The sequence below is a fragment of the Lignipirellula cremea genome (genome assembly GCF_056501455.1).
This window is the reverse complement of the sequence record NZ_CM151415.1, coordinates 6220417-6237225: the sequence shown is the minus strand read 5'-3', so window position 1 is coordinate 6237225 and position 16809 is coordinate 6220417. Positions and strand designations below refer to the sequence as shown.

Annotated in this window: 10 protein-coding genes; 5 read left to right on the top strand and 5 right to left on the bottom strand. The window is 66.3% G+C overall.

What is annotated here, in order from left to right:
- Positions 1–32 precede the first annotated feature (32 nt).
- The 3 genes from SH602x_RS24515 to SH602x_RS24505 all read left to right on the top strand — a co-directional run bounded on the left by SH602x_RS24515 (position 33) and on the right by SH602x_RS24505 (position 3955).
- Positions 33–1850, top strand: a complete 1818-nt coding sequence (locus SH602x_RS24515) for a hypothetical protein (protein WP_479474761.1) — start codon at positions 33–35, stop codon at positions 1848–1850.
- A gap of 109 nt (positions 1851–1959) precedes the next feature.
- Entirely contained in the window at positions 1960–2451 is a 492-nt protein-coding gene (locus tag SH602x_RS24510; RefSeq protein WP_479474760.1) for a hypothetical protein, read from the top strand.
- 178 nt (positions 2452–2629) lie between these two features.
- Positions 2630–3955 (top strand): hypothetical protein, encoded by a 1326-nt coding sequence (locus tag SH602x_RS24505; RefSeq protein WP_479474759.1) that lies wholly within the window; start codon positions 2630–2632, stop codon positions 3953–3955.
- Positions 3956–3997: 42 nt separating this feature from the next.
- Here SH602x_RS24505 and SH602x_RS24500 read toward each other — a convergent pair whose 3' ends face one another.
- The 5 genes from SH602x_RS24500 to SH602x_RS24480 all read right to left on the bottom strand — a co-directional run bounded on the left by SH602x_RS24500 (position 3998) and on the right by SH602x_RS24480 (position 13438).
- The gene (locus SH602x_RS24500; protein WP_479474758.1) at positions 3998–4789 is read right to left on the bottom strand and encodes a hypothetical protein; all 792 of its coding nucleotides are present in this window, start codon (positions 4787–4789) and stop codon (positions 3998–4000) included.
- Positions 4790–5062: 273 nt separating this feature from the next.
- Entirely contained in the window at positions 5063–6514 is a 1452-nt protein-coding gene (locus tag SH602x_RS24495; protein ID WP_479474757.1) for a sulfatase, read from the bottom strand.
- 235 nt (positions 6515–6749) lie between these two features.
- Positions 6750–7361: a hypothetical protein gene (locus tag SH602x_RS24490; RefSeq protein ID WP_479474756.1), complete on the bottom strand. Its 612-nt coding sequence runs from the start codon at positions 7359–7361 to the stop codon at positions 6750–6752.
- Positions 7362–7494: 133 nt separating this feature from the next.
- Complete coding sequence (locus SH602x_RS24485) at positions 7495–8151, bottom strand: hypothetical protein (RefSeq protein WP_479470516.1); 657 nt, start codon at positions 8149–8151, stop codon at positions 7495–7497.
- 469 nt (positions 8152–8620) lie between these two features.
- Positions 8621–13438, bottom strand: coding sequence for a PAS domain S-box protein (locus SH602x_RS24480; RefSeq protein WP_479474755.1), 4818 nt, complete (start codon positions 13436–13438; stop codon positions 8621–8623).
- A gap of 76 nt (positions 13439–13514) precedes the next feature.
- Here SH602x_RS24480 and SH602x_RS24475 point away from each other — a divergent pair, with 76 nt between their 5' ends.
- Positions 13515–15581 carry a DNA topoisomerase VI subunit B gene (locus SH602x_RS24475; protein WP_479474754.1) on the top strand — a complete coding sequence of 689 codons (2067 nt, stop codon included), beginning with the start codon at positions 13515–13517 and terminating at the stop codon, positions 15579–15581.
- Positions 15582–15598: 17 nt separating this feature from the next.
- Complete coding sequence (locus SH602x_RS24470) at positions 15599–16768, top strand: phospholipase D family protein (protein ID WP_479474753.1); 1170 nt, start codon at positions 15599–15601, stop codon at positions 16766–16768.
- The last annotated feature ends 41 nt before the right edge of the window (positions 16769–16809 follow it).

The following is a 16809-nucleotide window of genomic DNA, read 5'->3' as shown; positions in this document are numbered from 1 at the left end:
GCGTCCTTCCGCCGTTAAATTCCAGAACCGCCATGACCGATACCTATCGCCTGACCTACGACGGCGTCGAACTGCGGCAGGTCCGCACGCTGAAGTTCGAGGAACGTTGTCTGTACGATCCGGAAGGTGCGGGGCTGGCCGAGCGTCGGATCGCGCTCGCCGTCGAGGGACTCGTTCACCTTCAGGAGGACGCTCCGGTCGGCTGGCTGCCTTCCTCCTCGCCGTCGACGGTCATCGACGACGTGGGCGCCGCCAGCGCCGCGCTTCGTCGCCGGCTGATGCGACCGGGCGGGGCGCTCTTCTACGGCGTCGGCGAGGTCGCGCTGCTGGAAGCGAGAGGAGTCGCAGTCGACGAAGACGAAGCGGCGCCGCGCGATCTCCGCGGCGGTCCGCGGCCGGTGTCGCTGACGCTCGCGCCGGTGGCCGGCGCCTCGCTGCTGCGGGCGACGTGGGAGGTCGAGGTCGCTCTCGCCGGCGACTTCGATCGCGATCCGGACGAAGAGGATCCCGAAGACCCGGGCGATCCCGAGGATCCTGAGGACCCGGAAGATCCGGGAGACCCTGAAGATCCCGAAGAGCCGGGCGAGGACGATCCGCTCGAAGAGATCCTGCTTCATACGTGGTCGCTGGAGGAAGTCCGCGACGAGCGCTTCTATGCGGTCCGGACCTGGCGGGGAACGCTGCGGCTGCGCGACCGGTTGCGGGCGGCGCATGCGATGCGGGCGCTCGTGCTGCCGCCGCAGCTCCCTTACTTCCGCCGGGAGCGAATGGAGTTCCTCGCCGCGGCGGACGGTCTGTCGCTGGCCTACGTCGTCCGCGATCGGCAGTTCCACGCCGCGCCGCCGGCTCCCGCGGTCGACTGGGAAGCGCACTACGAAGAGCGGGCGGGCGAGAACGCGTTCCTCGGCGAAGCGTCGCTCCGGGTGAAGCTGCTCGGCGGTCCCCGTTCGCGCCCGAGCGACCTGGCGATCGCCTGCGTGCAGGTCGCCTATGCACGGCTGGGCGATCTCCGTCCCGGCGCGGGCCTGGCGGGCGACGGCGTGCTGCGCGACGCGCGATTGCGACAGGACCTGCACGACAACGTCGTGGAACTGGAAGTCACGGTTCTGCGCACGGCCCTCGCGCCGAAGGCGATGAATCTGAGGACCACCGCGCTGGCCGCGTTCGGAGGCTGGGAGGGGTACGACCCGCGGATCGCCCGCGCGGCGGAACCGTTCGACGAGGCGTCGCTGCTGGGCGTCTTCTCGGCGTGGCTGGCGCCGACGGAACCCGAGCTTCAGGCGATGCCCGACGTGCAGGAACTCGATCCGGTCGAAGGACCTGAGCGGACGGAGGTCGACCCGCCGACGATTCTGCACTGGGAAGCGACGGGCGAGATGCCGCTCGATTCGCCGACGCTCTATCGGCTCGATCATCTGGCGAGTCCCTACACGCTGATGCAGCAGGAGCGGCGCTACCGCATCGATCACGGGCGCCTTCCGATCGCGTTATCGCAGGCGATCGACGGCGTCAGTTGCGTGGTGGTCACGCGTCATCCGCCGATCGCGGAACGTGAATTGTTCGTGCGGGCGGAACGGGTCGGCGCCTGGCCGGAGATTCCCCGGGCCGTCGATCAGATCGACGCGAACGGCATCGTGGAGACGCTGCTGGAAGAGCGGATCACTCCGCACCTTCCCAAGCTGCTGCCGGACGGGGGCCGGCTGCTCTATCGCGTCGAAGCGCGGTACCGCTACGCCCTGTCGCGGGCGCCCGGGCCTGCGGAGCTACTCCGCGTCGGGAGCCTTCCGGCGCTCGATCCGGCGTTCGTGCTGGATCCGTATCCGCGAGCCAGTCAGGCAGGCGAAGGGTGAGCGGTGCATTCGCTCCCTCCCGTAGGGCAGGCGCCCCGCCTGCCACGAAGCTGGTACTCACGTCGATGGCAGGCGGGGCGCCTGCCCTACAAGAACGAGGCAGCGACCCATGAGTCTGATCGACATCCTCCTCTCCCGCATGGCGGAGCGGATCGCTGCGTCTTCGCCGCGGTGGTCGCCTGCGACCTGCTTCGCCGCGGAGTCGGTCTTTCCGGAGCCGACGCCGGCGTTCGATCGCTTCTGCACCGTCGCGCCGGGCGAGGGAACGTTCGACCCGTCGTTCGACGCGGGGGGACCGCACGTGCTGGTCGAGCGACTCTCGATCGTCGTGACGGTCTTTCGGCAGTCTCTGCAGGAGCCCGTCCGCCCGCCAGCGAACGCTCTCTCGGAAAGCCTGCTGGCCGAGCGGGAGGCTCTGCTGGCGCTGCTGCTCGAACGGTGGGAGCCGCGACACGAGGGGAGGGCGCTGCTCGTCGAACCTCTCGTGCCGAAGCGAAGCCTCCCGCCGCAGCTTCATCGCTCGCCGCAAGGTCCCGCCTATCGCGGCGCGGGAATCGTGATCGAAGCGGCGCTCGATCGGGGAGCGTTCTTGCTCTCGTAGGGTGGGTCTTGACCCACCTGACTCCGGCGCGATGCCGCCGTTGCGAGTTCGGTTCCGGCTCGACCAGCGGCGGGAGGAGACGCCGCGACGGGACGACGCGACCGCGAGCCTTGCCCATCGATCGGTCGTGACAACGACAGGTGGGTCAAGACCCACCCTACAACAGAGGAGCCGAGAATTGGCCATCACCTACGGCGGAATGACGTTGCTCAGCGTGCCGAGCGCCGGGGCACGCAACGTCGGCAGCGCGGCGAGGCGTCTGGCGCGGCGGATCGGGCTGGACGTGCAGGGCGTCAACGAACTGGTCTGGCCCTCCGGCGCCGATCGCTTCGGCGGCATGATCGGGCTGATCGAAGAAGGACGCGTCGCGGCCCTGCGCGAACTCTGGGAGCCCTGGCGGGACGGAACGGCGCCCGAGCCTGCGGACCTGCCGCAGTTGCACTTCCACGACGCCCCGACGCTGCCGGCTTCGCTGGCGGCGCTGGAGCCGATCGACGGCGCGACCGGCGGGCTCTTCCTCGCGGCGCTGACCGACGCCCGGCGGGCGCTGCAGGAGGCTCGCTTCGCCCCGGTCAGCGATTCGGCGTTCGTCGACTGGGCCACGGCGATCGACGGCGTCGGCGGCTCCGAGGGGCCCGACCGCATCCTGTCGCATGCGATCGCCGATCGTCTCGTGCCGGAGATCGACGACGCGAGCGTGCTGGCGATGACGCGGGGCGAATGGCTCGAAGCGGCGGCCTGGTCCGTCGGAGGCGGCTGGCGCCTGCGATCGTCGGGCGAGTTGGAACTCCAGTCGCCGAGTCAGGCGGAGGACGTCGAAGCGGACAATCGCGCGGCAGCGCCGGGTCTGATCGAAGGACGCTACGACCAGGAACCGGTCCGTCCGATCGCCTCCGTGCGACTCTGCGTGCGCGAGGCACGCGGCGCCGTCCCCTGGCCGCGGGGAGATGATTCTTTCGACGTCAGCGCGGATCCGACAGTCGATGCGGGCATGCGATGGAGCCCGCGGACGACGGCTTTGTGGGAGCGGGCGCCGGTCGACGCGTCGCAGGAGAACGCGGACGAACTGCAGGCTCTCGCGGAAGCGCTTCTCGCCGATGCGCAGAGTTGGACGGGGCGAACGTACGAGGTTCAACTGGCCGGCTTCGCGACCTGGCATCCGAGCGCTCGCGACCGGACGGTCCGCTGGATCGATCGCGGGCGGACCTGTCGCACGATCGTGGAGACCCGGACGACGGCCGACCTGCCGACGACGCTGATCCATCGTTCGTCGGTCGCGCCGCGCGAAGCCTCGCTCGCGGAAGCGATCACGGAGACCTCCGTCAGTCCGGGCGGTTCGGTGACGGCGACGCTGCTGGCGACGACCGGACGCCCCGCACGCCGCGTGACCGCGCGCTATCCGTCGCATCCTTCCGGCCTGTCGGTCAGCGCGGCGCAGTCCGTCTGGCTCGACTACGACCGCTCCGCCGGGCAGTGGATTCTCGTACCGTGGACGACAGTGTGAGGCGGGCGAACGGGACGATCTGCGTCGAAGACCGCTCGCGGTCTACTTCGCCGGCGCAGCCTCGGCAGGCAGCTTCTCGATCCGCTCGACCCAGACGGTGACGGCGGAATAGGCTTCGTCCACGATCAGACCATGGAAGCGGACGCGGTCGCCTGCTTTCAGTCGCCAGTCGCTGGAATGGCTGCGCAGATGGGCCTGCCAGTTCTCGCTCAGCCGCACGAGCGGCCAGGCGCCGACCTGTTCCACCACGGCGTCGGCGAAGAGACGGCGTCCGATCATCTCCTTTCGGACACGAAGGTAGTCGCCCTTCTCCTTCGCCGCATCGAGATCGTCGGCGGTGACTTTGGGCAGCAGTTCCTCGCTCGACTTCGCGAGCGAGGCAGGAGAAGGGGCAGCGGGCACGCTGTCGGCAGGCGCGGCGGCCTCGGGTTCGGCTTCTTTTTCAGAGACCGGCGGCAGCTTCTCGAAGTCGTACGTCCAGACCTGCAGGCAGGCGTACCCTTCGCTCACGATCATGCCGCGGAAACGGACGCGATCGCCGACGGCGAGGCCGTGATCCTTCGGCAGCCCCTGCAGCCCGGCATGGAGGAAGCCGGGAAGATCGACGATCGGCAGGCCGTCGTACGCGGCGAGCGTTTCGACCTTTCCCGTCGCTTCGAGAACATGGCCCAGCTTTTCGATGCGGATGCGGTGGTAGTTCCCCGCCCTGACGAAGGCGTTCAGGTCCGCGAGCGCGAGCGTCGGAACGCCTTCCGGCGCATCGGGCGTATTCGGCTCCGGCTGAGGGGGCGCCGCGAGCATAAGCGTCAGGGAAAGCAGGCTCTCCGCAATCATCCCTCGCCTCCCATCGATCCAACTGCTGCAAAACGCCTTCGTGGCGTTGTGCAGCCTCGCCGGGTTCGGAACAAGTTCCTCACGGCTCGCAAAAGGTTCGTGAACTCCCCTTTCGTCATCGCATCCGTGCGACGAACCGCAGGCAGGCTGCCCGGTGCAGCAGCCTGCTAAAGCTCGATCGTTCGCTGCCTCTTCCGATCACTCTACGCGAAGGACCAGTGGGCGGCGGTAACGGACCGGTAACGATCGGCGAAGAGGCCGGCCTGCCGGCGGCTACAGTTCGAGACCGTAGAGCGGATTGGGAACGGGAACCACGGCCGCGGTACCGATGAGGAACCGCTCGATCTGCGCGTCGAGCTGCGCGACCCGTGCCGGCTGCTCCTTCGCCAGGTCGACGCTTTCGCGGACGTCCTCCGCAAGGTTGTAGAGCTCGTAGCGGTGGGCGCCGCCCGGGCCGTCATGGAAGAACCGCAGGAGCTTCCAGTCGCCTGCCGTGACCGAGATGCCGGGCGGCGAGCCGTCGGATCCGCGCCGAGGCAGGTACGTGAAGATGCCCGCGCGCTGCAGCGGCTGGCTCCTCAAGGCCGGAACGATGCTGATGCCGTCGAACGATTGCCCCGGCTGCGGCGGCACTGCGAGCATGTCCAGAACCGTGGGATAGAAGTCCGTGCTCTGGATGACTTGGGAATTGTAAGTTCCCCCCAACACCTGATTCGGCCAGATCACGACGCAGGGAACGCGCGTGCCGCCTTCCCAGAGCGTCCCCTTCCCGCCGCGCAGCGGACCGTTGTTCGCGGGCGGCACGCCGTCGACGCGGGAGTGAACGTTGCCGCCGTTGTCGGACAGGAACACGATGATCGTGTTCTCCGACAGCTTCAGCCGGTCGAGCGTGTTCAGAATATGCCCGACGGCGGCGTCCATCGACTCGATCATCGCGGCGTAGGTCGGGCTCTGGGTAGAGCCTCGATTCGCGGCGACGCGCTTGTACTTCTGAACGAGTTTCGGCTTCGCCTCGAAGGGCCCGTGCACCGAGAAGAGCCAGTAGTTCAGGAAGAAGGGTCGGTTGCGATTCGCCTTGATGAACTCGACCGCCTCCTTCGCGGTCCGGTCCTCGATATGCTCGTGCGAGGGCGACGGCTTCGCGGTATTCGTCCGCCAGCCGAGATACCCGCCCGGAGGTCCGGCGGTGAACGTGTGCGGAAAGTCGACGTCGAAGCCCTGTTGCAGCGGCGTGTAGGGATCGCGTCCGAGGTGCCACTTCCCGAAGTGACCGGTCGCGTAGCCGGCGGCGTGCAGCGACTTGGCGATCGTCAGGTATCCGGTCTTCAGCCGCGTGACGCTGACGACCGGGGTGGTTTTGCTTCTCGGCGGTCCCACGGGTTCGCGCTGCGCCTTGAGGACGACCTGCGGAACGTGGCCGGTCGCGTCGAGCATGCCGACGCGGCCCGGATGCAGGCCGGTCATTAGGCTCTCGCGCGTCGGCGAGCAGAGCGGACCTGCCGCGTAGGCTCGCGTGAAGGTCATGCCCCGCGCGGCCAGGCGATCGATGTTGGGGGTCGGCGCCAGATTCTTGTGACCCAGCAGCGACGTGTCGCCCCAGCCGAGATCGTCCGCCACCAGGAACACCACGTTCGGCGGTCCCGCGGCGCTCGCCGTCGCTGCGGTCAGCAGGAGGGCCGCGCAGGTCGCGAACGTGCGAAGAAGATTTCGAGCGGCGCCAGGCATCGGCGAACCAGGGCAGACGGATCTCGGACGAATCGGCCGGAGCCGAGAATGCCGATTGTAGCGATCGGGTCGCCCTCGATTCTAGGAATGCCGCTCCCGGGGGAAAAGGGACGTTCAGCCTGCTCCGACTGTCCGAAGGCAGCGGCAAAACGAAAAACGCCCGCGGCCGATCAGGTCGGCGCGGGCGTTTTCGCGGATCGAGAGGTGTTCGCGTCGCAGGGACCGGGTCAGCAGCTCACCAGGGGCCGCGGACGTAGTAGACGCCGAACTGATCGGTGCTCGACGGCCAGAGCGGCGTCGCCTGGAACGGCATGCCGTTGTATCCGACGCCGGCTTCCATCGGATAGGCGCCGGGATAGGACCGACCGAACTGATGATAGACCGGCATGCTGACCGTGTTGCCCACGCCCCAGGCCCACTTGGTCTGCAGCGCGGCGGTCGGCGGAACGACGAGCGCGGTGGGGCGCCCGTAGTTGATGTAGTTGTATCCGCCGTGCCAGGGGGTCGACTGGGCGACGCCCTGAACCCACTGGTTGTTGTAGATCCGGGCTTCGTTCTGACGCATGCCCAGACCGTGGCCCGTATCGCCGATGTACCCGTACGAGGCGTCGTACGTGAATCGGTCCATGTGATAGGGGCTGGCCGCTTTCGCCCGGGCGATGTGTCCGCCGATGAAGCCGACGCGGACGGCGTTCGAGGCGTAGTAGGCGTCGCCCGAGTAACCGCTTTCGCAGTTCTCGCAGTTGTCGACGCCGACGGTCTGCAGGACGGGGTCAGCGGCGGAGAGTTGCCCGCCCGCGACGGCGAGCGCCAGCCCGCAGGCGGCGAGTTTCAGAGCAGTCTTCATGCTTCGTTCCTCTCGATCGATGCGTGCGTCCGCGCCGGGGGAGTCTTCGTCGCGGTTGTTTCGATGTCCGTCTATGCGATCGATCCGCGAAGGGGCGAGGCATCAGCCATCCGCCCCCGCGAGGCCCAAGTTCTTACGGACTCGGGTCGAATGCATTGAAGTTATTGACTTTGCCGAAGACGCGGTTGTTGAAGTTCGCGAAACGCGACGTCTGCCACCGCACGGTCGTCTTCGTGTACGGCGTGAAGCCGTCCGGACCGGCGAAGCCGTTGCCGCCCAGGCCGGCGTAGTTCGGCCAGTTGCCGTAGACGCCGTTGTACGAGTAGCCTTCGAAGCCCGGGTGATAGCGATAGTACGTCCGCTTGTGGGCGTACAGGTGCTCGTGCGGGTAGAAGGGCTGGTACGTGAAGTAGGTGTGCCCGACGTGCGGCGGCACGGGCAGGGGAGCCGGGTACATCGCGGCGCCGACTCCGCCGTTCACGGGCGGCACGTAGTAGTTGTAGAACAGCTCGCCGGCGCCCCCGTCGGCGTAGCCGTAGCCGTCGCCCTCGATGACGATCCCTTCGCCGAGCACGGGACCGGGAACGGGTCCGTCGGCCATTCCGCCGAGGACGCTCGGGGCGTCGACGTCAGCCGCGGCGGCCGCGCCGGCAGAAGCGCCTGCTTCGGCCGCGATGCCGGCCGAAACGCCTGCCGCGGGGGTCGGCTCCTGAGCCAGCGCGACCGACGCCGCGCCGGCGCACAGCAGCGTCCCGGCGAACCGGAACGCCCGAGGGATTCGAATACGCATGGAGGTTTCTCCTGGCAGCGGTCGGGCCGAAACGCCGGAAGCGGCGACGGGCCGTCGGCCGAATTCGTGTACGATCCGGAGCGTCTGAACGCGCAAAAGCGCCCGTTCTTTCCGGGGAGCCGGCGGGTAGCGACCGATCGACGGACGCCCCGGCTGTCTCGTCTCAAAATCGGCTCGCCTTTTCGGCGAAAGCAGCGTTTTCTTCCGCTCGCGACCGACCGCTACAGGCGGAAAAACCGGCCCCGGAAAGAGGGCCCGGAGCGGAGACTGGGTGGCGCCGGTTGTCTCAACCGGCGTCCGCGAAGCGGATCGGAGGCCTCAGGAGGAGGGAGAACTCGGAAACTCGAGCGTCGATCGGCATAGATCGTCCTGAATGGAAGCCCGCGATTCGGCGCCTTACGCGCGCGCAGGCCTCCGACGGGCTGCGCCCGCGCTGGTTGCGACAACCGGCGCCACCCCACCTCCGCAGTCATTCCGTCGGCTTCTTTCGCGTCTCCGCGAGCAGCTTCTGCAGCGTGGCCGGTTCGACCGGCTTGACCAGATGACGGTCGAAGCCGGCTTCCTCCGTCCGGCGGCGGTCTTCGTCCTGACCCCAGCCGGTCAGGGCGACGATCGTGATGCCTCCGCCCCAGTCGGCCTTGCGGATTTCGCGAGTCGCCTCGTAGCCGTTCATGGTCGGCATGCCGAGGTCCATCAGGATCACGTCGGGTCGATAGTCGTCCGCGGCGGCGACCCCTTCGCGACCGTCGTAGGCGGTTCTCGCCTCGTTGCCGAGCAGGCGGATGACCTTCGCGAGGATGTCCGCCGCCGGCCGGTTATCGTCCACGACCAGCACGCGCAGACCTCCGGCAGCGGCGGCGTCGCCTCCTGCTTCGGCATCGTCCCGTTCCGACGGCGCCTTTTCCGTCGGCAGGCGGACGATGAATTCGCTCCCCTGGTTGCGGCCTTCGCTCTTCACTTCGATCGTGCCGCCGTGCATTTCGACCAGTCGCTTGACCAGCGTCAGTCCGATGCCGAGGCCCGAATAGGAGCGCTCCATCGAACGGTCGATTTGCGTGAACATCTCGAAGATGCGGTCCTTCATTTCCGGCGGGATGCCGATGCCGTTGTCGCGCACCCGCACGACGACGCCCCCCTCCTCGATCTCGGCGAGGAACTCGATCTTCCCGCCGTCGGGCGTGTACTTGGCGGCGTTATTGAGCAGGTTCGAAAAGATCTGCTGCAGCCGATTCGGATCGGCCGTCAGGCGCACCCGCTCCGGCGGGATCGATACGACCAGTTCGTGGCCTCCCTCCTCCATGAAGGGCCGCGAAGCGTCGACCGCGCTTCGCACGATGTCCGACAGGTTCACTGTGGCGGTGCGCAGATCCAGCTTGCCCTGCGTGATCCGCGCGACTTCCAGCAGATCGTCGATCAGGCGCATCATCTGTTGCGCCTGACGCTCCATGACGTCGCGAATCTCCGCCGTCTCCTGCGGGTCGTCGCCGGTCAGCCGCATCAGTTCCAGACCGGAGCGGATCGGGGCGAGCGGATTGCGCAGTTCATGCGCGAGCGTGGCGAGGAATTCGTTCTTGCGGCGATCGGCCTCCGACAGATCGGCCGCGACGCGTCGCAGTTCGTCCTCCATCTGCTTTCGCTCGGTGTGATCGCGCATCACCTTCATATAGCCGAGCAGTTCGCCGCGATCGTCCCGCAGGCTGTTGGTCACGCCCGTCGCGTAGAACCGCGTGCCGTCCTTCCGCCGCATCCAGCGATCGTCGTTCGCCGTGCCGGTCGCGGCGGCCTGAGCTAACTCCTTCTCGGGAACGCCCTCCGCCTGATCCTCCGGGGTGAAGATGACCGGAAAAACGTCCCTGTCCAGGAAGTCTTCTTCCTCGAAGCCGAGGACGCGCCGCACGCCTTCGTTCCAACTGGTCGGCCGCCCTTCGCGATCGATCATGAAGATGGCGTAATCCTCGACCTGCTCGACGAGCGTGCGGAAGCGTGCTTCGTGTTCCTGACGAAGTTGCTCCGCAAGTCGCCGATCGGTGATGTCGACGACGGAACCGATGTAGCCGAGGTACTCGCCGTTCGCGCTTAGCCGAGGCGTCGCCGCGTCGATGAACCAGCCGTAATCGCCGTCCTTGCGACGGAGGCGGTACTCGATGCGAAACGGCGCCCGAGCGGCGTTGGCGGCGACGAAAGCGTCGTGAGCCATCGCCTGGTCGTCGGGATGCGTGGCGTCGATCCAGCCGAAGCCCAGTCCTGTCTCCGGCGTCTGCCCCGTCAGTTCGTACCAGGACTTGCTCAGGTAGGTGCAGACGCCTTCGGGATCGGTGACCCAGACCATGACCGGCGCGTCGTCGGCCATCCGGCGGAAGCGTTCCTCGCTCTCGCGGAGTTCGGCTTCGGCTCGTTTGCGCTGGGTGATGTCGGTGAAGAGCTGCGCGACGCGGACGCTCCCATCGCCTCCGATCCGAAACGCGTTCACGTCGAACCAGCGACGCAGCATCTGCGCTTCGTTCTCGAAGCGGACCGGCTTTCCGGTACGGGCCACTTCGCCGTAGATCTCGGCCCAGAAACTTTCGTGGCCGGGCACCAGCTCGCCTGCCGTTTTGCCGACGACGTTCGACAGGCCGGAGTGTTTCTCGAACGCCGGATTCGCTTCGAGAAACAGATAATCGACCGCGCGCCCCTGATCGTCATAGACGACTTCGGCGACGCAGAAGCCTTCGTCCATCGTTTCGAAGAGCGTCCGGTAGCGTTCCTCGCTCGCGCGCAGCGCTGCCGAGGCCCGCTTGCTTTCCGTCACGTCCGTGTGGATTCCGACCCACTCCCGCACCTGTCCCGACTCGTCGAGGATCGGCACGCCGCGGACGCTCATCACGCGGTACTCGCCGTCCTTCCGGCGGAGGCGGTGTTCGACGACGTACTGCGAAGCGGTCGCGAGCGCTCTCTGCCAGGTCGCCGTCGTCTCCGCCCGGTCGTCCGGATGAACGGCGTCGAGCCAGCCCCACTCACGGAACTGCTGGAAGGTCTGGCCGGTGAATTCCGTCCAACTCGGCTGCGGCGTTTCGAATTCTCCGGAGGCGGGCGTATCCCAGACGATCGCGCTCGTGGCCGCGATGAGCGAGCGATAGCGTTCTTCGCTTTCGCGCAACTGCCGCACGGCGCCGCTGCGCTGGAGCGCCTCCCAGCACCGCGCGACGACCGTTCGGACGAAGGCGATCTCGTGATCGGTCCACCGGCGGACCGTCTTCTGATGGACGGCCATCGCGGCGGTGAAGCGGCCCCCCTTAAATAGCGGGACGCAGATCACCGCGCGAATCGCCGTCGCTCGATACGCGGGCAGATCCTGCGGTCCGATGCGCGGATCGTTTTCGGAATCCTCGACGACGAAGGCTTCGTCGGCGAGCAGGCTCCGCACGCACTCGGCGCCGAAGTCTTCCACCGGCCAGCGTCCGACGATGCTCGGAACGTCGCGGGTATAGTCGCCTGTGATGACGAAGACCGATTCGTCTTCGATCTCCGCATACGCGCAGCGGTCGGCGCCGACGTGCTCCGCCAGCAACCTCGCAGCGGTCTGCGTCAATTCCGCCGGATCTTCCAACGGCTGCGTCGCGGCGGCGAGTTCGACGAAGAATGTCCGTTCCCGCTCCGCCAGCTTTCGCTCCGAGATGTCGCGGATGTAGCCGACGTAAATCGGCGAATCGTCCAGCGACGCCCGGGCGATCGAAATCTCCGCCGGAAACTCCGTCCCGTCCGCCCGGATCGCGGTCAATTCGAGCCGCTGGTTCAGGATGCGAGCTTCGCCCCTCTTCAGGGCCGCGGCGAGGCTTTCCGGAGCGTCGTTTTCCGGAGCGCTATCCGATCGGCGCGTCGGCGGGATGAACTGCGTGACGTCGCGCCCGATCGCCTGACTGCGGGAGTAGCCGAAGATCCGCTCCGCTGCCGGGTTGAAGTCGATGACGAGTCCGTCGACGTCGATCGCCACGATGCCGTCCAGCGCCGAATCGAGCATCGCCGCCCGCCGGGCGTCGATCGAACGAAACGCCTTCGCGGCCCGGCGTTCAGCGGTGACGTCTCGAAAGACCAGCACGGCGCCGACGACGCGCCCGAACGCGTCGCGAATGGGGGCGGCGCTGTCCTCGATGGGGCGTTCGGTTCCGTCCTTCGAGATCAGCAGCGTGTGATTGGCCAGTCCGACGATGCGACCTTCCCTGAGCGCCCTCAGCGCCGGGTTGTCGACCTCCGCGCGCGTCGTCTCGTTGACGATGCGAAAGACTTCCGTCAGCGAGCGGCCCAGCGCCTCCGCTTCGTCCCAGCCCGTCAGTTCCGCGGCGACCCCGTTGAGACCCGTGACGCGGCCCATCGCGTCGGTCCGGATGACCCCGTCGCCGATGCTTGCGAGCGTGATCCGCAGCCGCTCCCGTTCTTCGTCGACGTCTTCGCGGCGGCGACGCGTCACCGCGAGCAGCGAGCTGACCAGAATGCCGACGCCGACCAGAACGCAGAGCCGAACGAAGTCGTTCGGATCGGCGATCGCGAAACCGATCGGCAGGAGCAGGAAGTACGTAGCGGCGAGCCCGGCGAGCGTCGTCGCCACGAGCCCGGGCCCCAGCCCTCCGACGGCTGCCGCAAGGACGATTCCCGGAACGTAGATCAGCGGCGGAACGTAGCCGCCCGTCGTTCGGGCGATGACGATCGCGATCGCGGTGGTGACGACCGTCGCGAGCACGGCGACGCCGTAACCGATCACCTGGCTACGGAGACTCTGCCGCGTCCGGAGGCCGATTCCTTCGAATTTGTCCGATGCTTCCGCCACGAGGCTTCTCAAGCAGGCTGCTGCAAAACGCCAGCGTGGCGTTATGCAGCCTCGCCAAGTTCGAAACAAGTTTCTCACGGCTCGCGAAAGGGTCGCGACTCCCCTTTCGTCGTCGCATCCTGCGACGACCTGGCAGGCAGACTGCCTTTTGCAGCAGCCTGCCAGGTGTTGTCTGTTCGCGAATCGCCGCGAACGTTCCCCCATTGTTGCGAGGCGCAGGAGAAGTCCAATCGCCCTGCCGGGAAGAGTCTTGGTCGCTATCCCTTCCCGCCGAGCCGGCAAAAGAGATCGAACGACGAAGTTCACGGCCCCGAGCGCCGAATCAACCTCATCGGGAGCACGCTGCGACGCAGCCCGTTCGCGACGCAGCGCCCCCCAGGCGGGTCGCAGGCGGCATGGCGCCGACGGAGGCATCGATATAATCTGCCTGCTCAGGGTAATCGGCAGGGTCCTGTGCGGTCGGCAGGGTCGCCGGTTCGCCATCTGGACGAACGATCAGTAAGGGGCGGATAATGAAGTCGATCCGCCGCCGGTCTCTTTAGGAAGCTCGCCCCGCTCGATGGAAGCCGAAGACGAAATCACGGACGAAACCTCCGGTTCCACGCCCGCCGGTTCGACGAAGCGCCGCGCGACGGCGCAGTCGATGGCAGCCGGCCAGCGGGAGATCTCGGTCAGCGAGTTCTTCGCGAAGAACCGGCATCTGCTCGGCTTCGACAATCCCAGGAAGGCCCTCCTCACGACCGTGAAGGAGGCCGTCGACAACTCGCTCGACGCCTGCGAGGAGGCCGGCATCCTGCCCGAGATCTGGGTCCAGATGGACGCCCTCGGCAACAACCGCTTCCGCGTCGCCGTGCAGGACAACGGCCCCGGCATCGTCCCGAAGCAGATCCCGCTGATCTTCGGCAAGCTGCTCTACGGGTCGAAGTTTCACCGCCTCCGCATGTCCCGCGGCCAGCAGGGCATCGGCATCAGCGCGGCGGGCATGTACGGCATGCTCACCACGGGGCAGCCCGTCCGGATCCTGTCGAAGACGTCGATCCGCAAGCCGATCCACTTCTACGAAATCAAGATCGACACGAAGACCAACAAGCCCGAGATCCTGAACGGCAAAGGTCAGGGCGAGGACTTCGAAGCCAACGACAAGGGTCGCGCCGTCCTCGCGGCCAAGGGGATCGACTGGGTCGCCGAGTACGACGCCGAAACGGGCAAGGCGCCGCAGCCGATCGCCAGCGGCACGCGCGTCGCCATCGAACTCGAAGGCCGTTACCAGCGCGGCCGCGGTTCGGTCGACGAGTATCTCGAACAGACGGCGATCGCCAACCCGCACGTCACGATCCACTATCGCGATCCGGAAGGGAAGCGAATCAGCTATCTCCGCTCGTCGCAGGATCTTCCGCCCGAGCCGAAGGAGATCAAGCCGCATCCGTACGGCGTCGAACTGGGTCGCCTGCAGACGATGCTCCAGTCGTACAACGGGGGGACCGTCACGCAGTTCCTGCAGGACTCCTTCAGTTGCGTCACGCCGAGCGTCGCGAGGAAGATCTGCGAGACGGCGAACGTCTCGACGCGGATGAGCACGACCAAGGCGCATCACAAGGAAGTCGACAGCCTGTTCCAGGCGATCCAGGAAACGAAGATCCGCCCGCCGGCCACCGACTGCATCGTTCCGATCGGCGAGGAGCATCTGCTCAAGGGGGTCCGCCACGTCGTGCCGGGCGAGTTCTACGCCGCCGCGACGCGTCCGCCCGGGGTCTATCGGGGAAACCCGTTCGTCGTGGAGGTCGCGCTCGCCTACGGCGGCACGGCCCCGACCCGCATCTCTCGCGAGCAACTGGAGGAGATGCTCAACCAGAGCGACGCGCGAACGCTGCGGAAGTTCCTGATGACCTCGTTCGCCGGCATCGGACCCGACGGCGCGGACAAGATCCTCGCCACGGCGAAGACGCCGACCAGGAAGTCGCCCGCGAACCTGTCGAAGCAGGAACGCGAACGTCTGCTCGTCGCGCTCACGCAGATCAACCTTTCCGAAGGCCAGTCCTGCCTGACGCTGCGCTACGCCAACCGGGTGCCGCTGCAGTTCCAGCATGGCGCCTGTGCGATCACGCAGGCCATCATCGCCACGAACTGGCGCTCGTACGGCCTGTCGCAGTCGCGGGGCTCGCTGCCGCAGGGCCCGATCACGCTGATGGTCCATATCGCCAGCGTCTGGGTCCCCTTCACCAGCGAATCGAAGGAGGCGATCGCCGCCTATCCCGAGATCGAGAAGGAACTGCGACTCGCGCTGCAGACGGTCGGTCGCAAGCTGGCCATGTTCCTCAAGCGCCGCCAGCAGGTGCAGGCCGAGGGCGAGCGCCGCAGCATCTTCCTGCGTTACCTCGGCGAGGTGGCCGACGCCGTCGGTTACCTGCAGAAGACCGATCGCACGGCGATCTACGCCAAGCTGCTCGACTACGCCAAGGACAAGACGAAGACCGCCGATCTGAAGATCGACAAGCGCGGCCGCGCCGTCGAGGAGCTGACCGAGGACGACTTCGGCGGCTCGGTCCTGATCGTCCGTCGCGGCGACGACGAACTCCCCGGCACGCCTGAAACCAGCATCGAGGACGAACCGGCGATGGGGGCGTAGACGTCTCAGGAGGTTTTGTGGATATCGTTACGAACGGAATGGACGGAAAGAGTCTGCGAGGAACATTGGCGAGCGTTGGGTTTCCTGTTCGCCGATTTCGAGCCGCCGTCGCGTTTTTCGTGGATCGGACGGCGTTGGAGGCAGCGTTCGACTCTCCTGATTGCGAAGTACAACTAGTTGTCTCTTTAAGGCCTCCAACCAGTTACTACGCGCTGGACGCCGTCTGCAAGTCCGGCAAGGCTGACGTGCGATACATTCGAGACGCTTTTCACTCCAAGATATACTTGTGCGAATCGAATGGCGGCAGCGTCGCCACAGTCGGTTCCTCGAACCTAACCTGTTCCGGTCTGGACTCGAATATCGAAACGAACGTGGTCTTCAGGGAGGGGGAAGTCGGGTTTCTGGACCTGGCCGCACACTACGAACACATATTATCGAAAAGCACGATACTCTCCGACTCAAAACTTGCGGATTATAAAGAGGAATTCGACGCATTCGCGCGGTATTGTCGGCGAGAAGCTGATGAACAGAAGCCGGCTCGGCGCCTTCGCAAATTGGCATCGGAGTATATGCGATTCAAAGGCGCCGTCGACTGCGTCAGGAGTGCGGTGGGCGATCTGGCCCGGGAACACTACCCAGAGCTGCCGATCTACATATCGATAGACCACTTTTGGCATTTCATCTTCGTCGAGTATCGGGAGCAACCCGAGAGGGCGACGGGGCTTTTGGCTACCGAGGGCTTCGTCCCCGGGCTGCGAGAATTGTTTCGTCGTTATGTCGAATGGGAGTCCGGCACGGGTTTCCGCGACATACAGTCGAAGCGACTTCGCCTCGTGCGAAGGCTCTTAAACCCAGATTCGATCGAATCCCTGTCGATGGACAGTGCTTTAGAAGCATATAAGTGCCTGCATAGCGTCGATACGATGAATGGCTGGTTGGGGTGGGATAGGAAGTTCGCCAAGAATCGCATCGAGAAAGTGCGGAGCACTTGGCGAGCGCTGCTCCACGGGAATGCTCCCATTGAACTCCGGCTGCAGGACGCCCTGAGCGATTTGAACAAACTGGAGATGTTCGGCGATTCCTGCGTTCAAGAGTTAAATGGCTGGTACTGGCCGGAACTCTATCCCATCCGCAATACGAAGGCCGATGACGCGTTGGCCATTCTCGGCATCTCCGGCAGCGAATGAGCGGCTGGCATGGATGGCAGAGGTCGCCTTTGGTTCGCGTT

What these genes read in the sequence shown, in the direction of transcription:
- SH602x_RS24515 (WP_479474761.1), top strand. Translation starts at nt 33, where the DNA reads ATGACCGATACCTATCGCCTGACCTACGACGGCGTCGAACTGCGGCAG.
- SH602x_RS24510 (WP_479474760.1), top strand. Translation starts at nt 1,960, where the DNA reads ATGAGTCTGATCGACATCCTCCTCTCCCGCATGGCGGAGCGGATCGCT.
- SH602x_RS24500 (WP_479474758.1), bottom strand. Translation starts at nt 4,789, where the DNA reads ATGATTGCGGAGAGCCTGCTTTCCCTGACGCTTATGCTCGCGGCGCCC.
- SH602x_RS24495 (WP_479474757.1), bottom strand. Translation starts at nt 6,514, where the DNA reads ATGCCTGGCGCCGCTCGAAATCTTCTTCGCACGTTCGCGACCTGCGCG.
- SH602x_RS24490 (WP_479474756.1), bottom strand. Translation starts at nt 7,361, where the DNA reads ATGAAGACTGCTCTGAAACTCGCCGCCTGCGGGCTGGCGCTCGCCGTC.
- SH602x_RS24485 (WP_479470516.1), bottom strand. Translation starts at nt 8,151, where the DNA reads ATGCGTATTCGAATCCCTCGGGCGTTCCGGTTCGCCGGGACGCTGCTG.
- SH602x_RS24480 (WP_479474755.1), bottom strand. Translation starts at nt 13,438, where the DNA reads ATGGCGAACCGGCGACCCTGCCGACCGCACAGGACCCTGCCGATTACC.
- SH602x_RS24475 (WP_479474754.1), top strand. Translation starts at nt 13,515, where the DNA reads ATGGAAGCCGAAGACGAAATCACGGACGAAACCTCCGGTTCCACGCCC.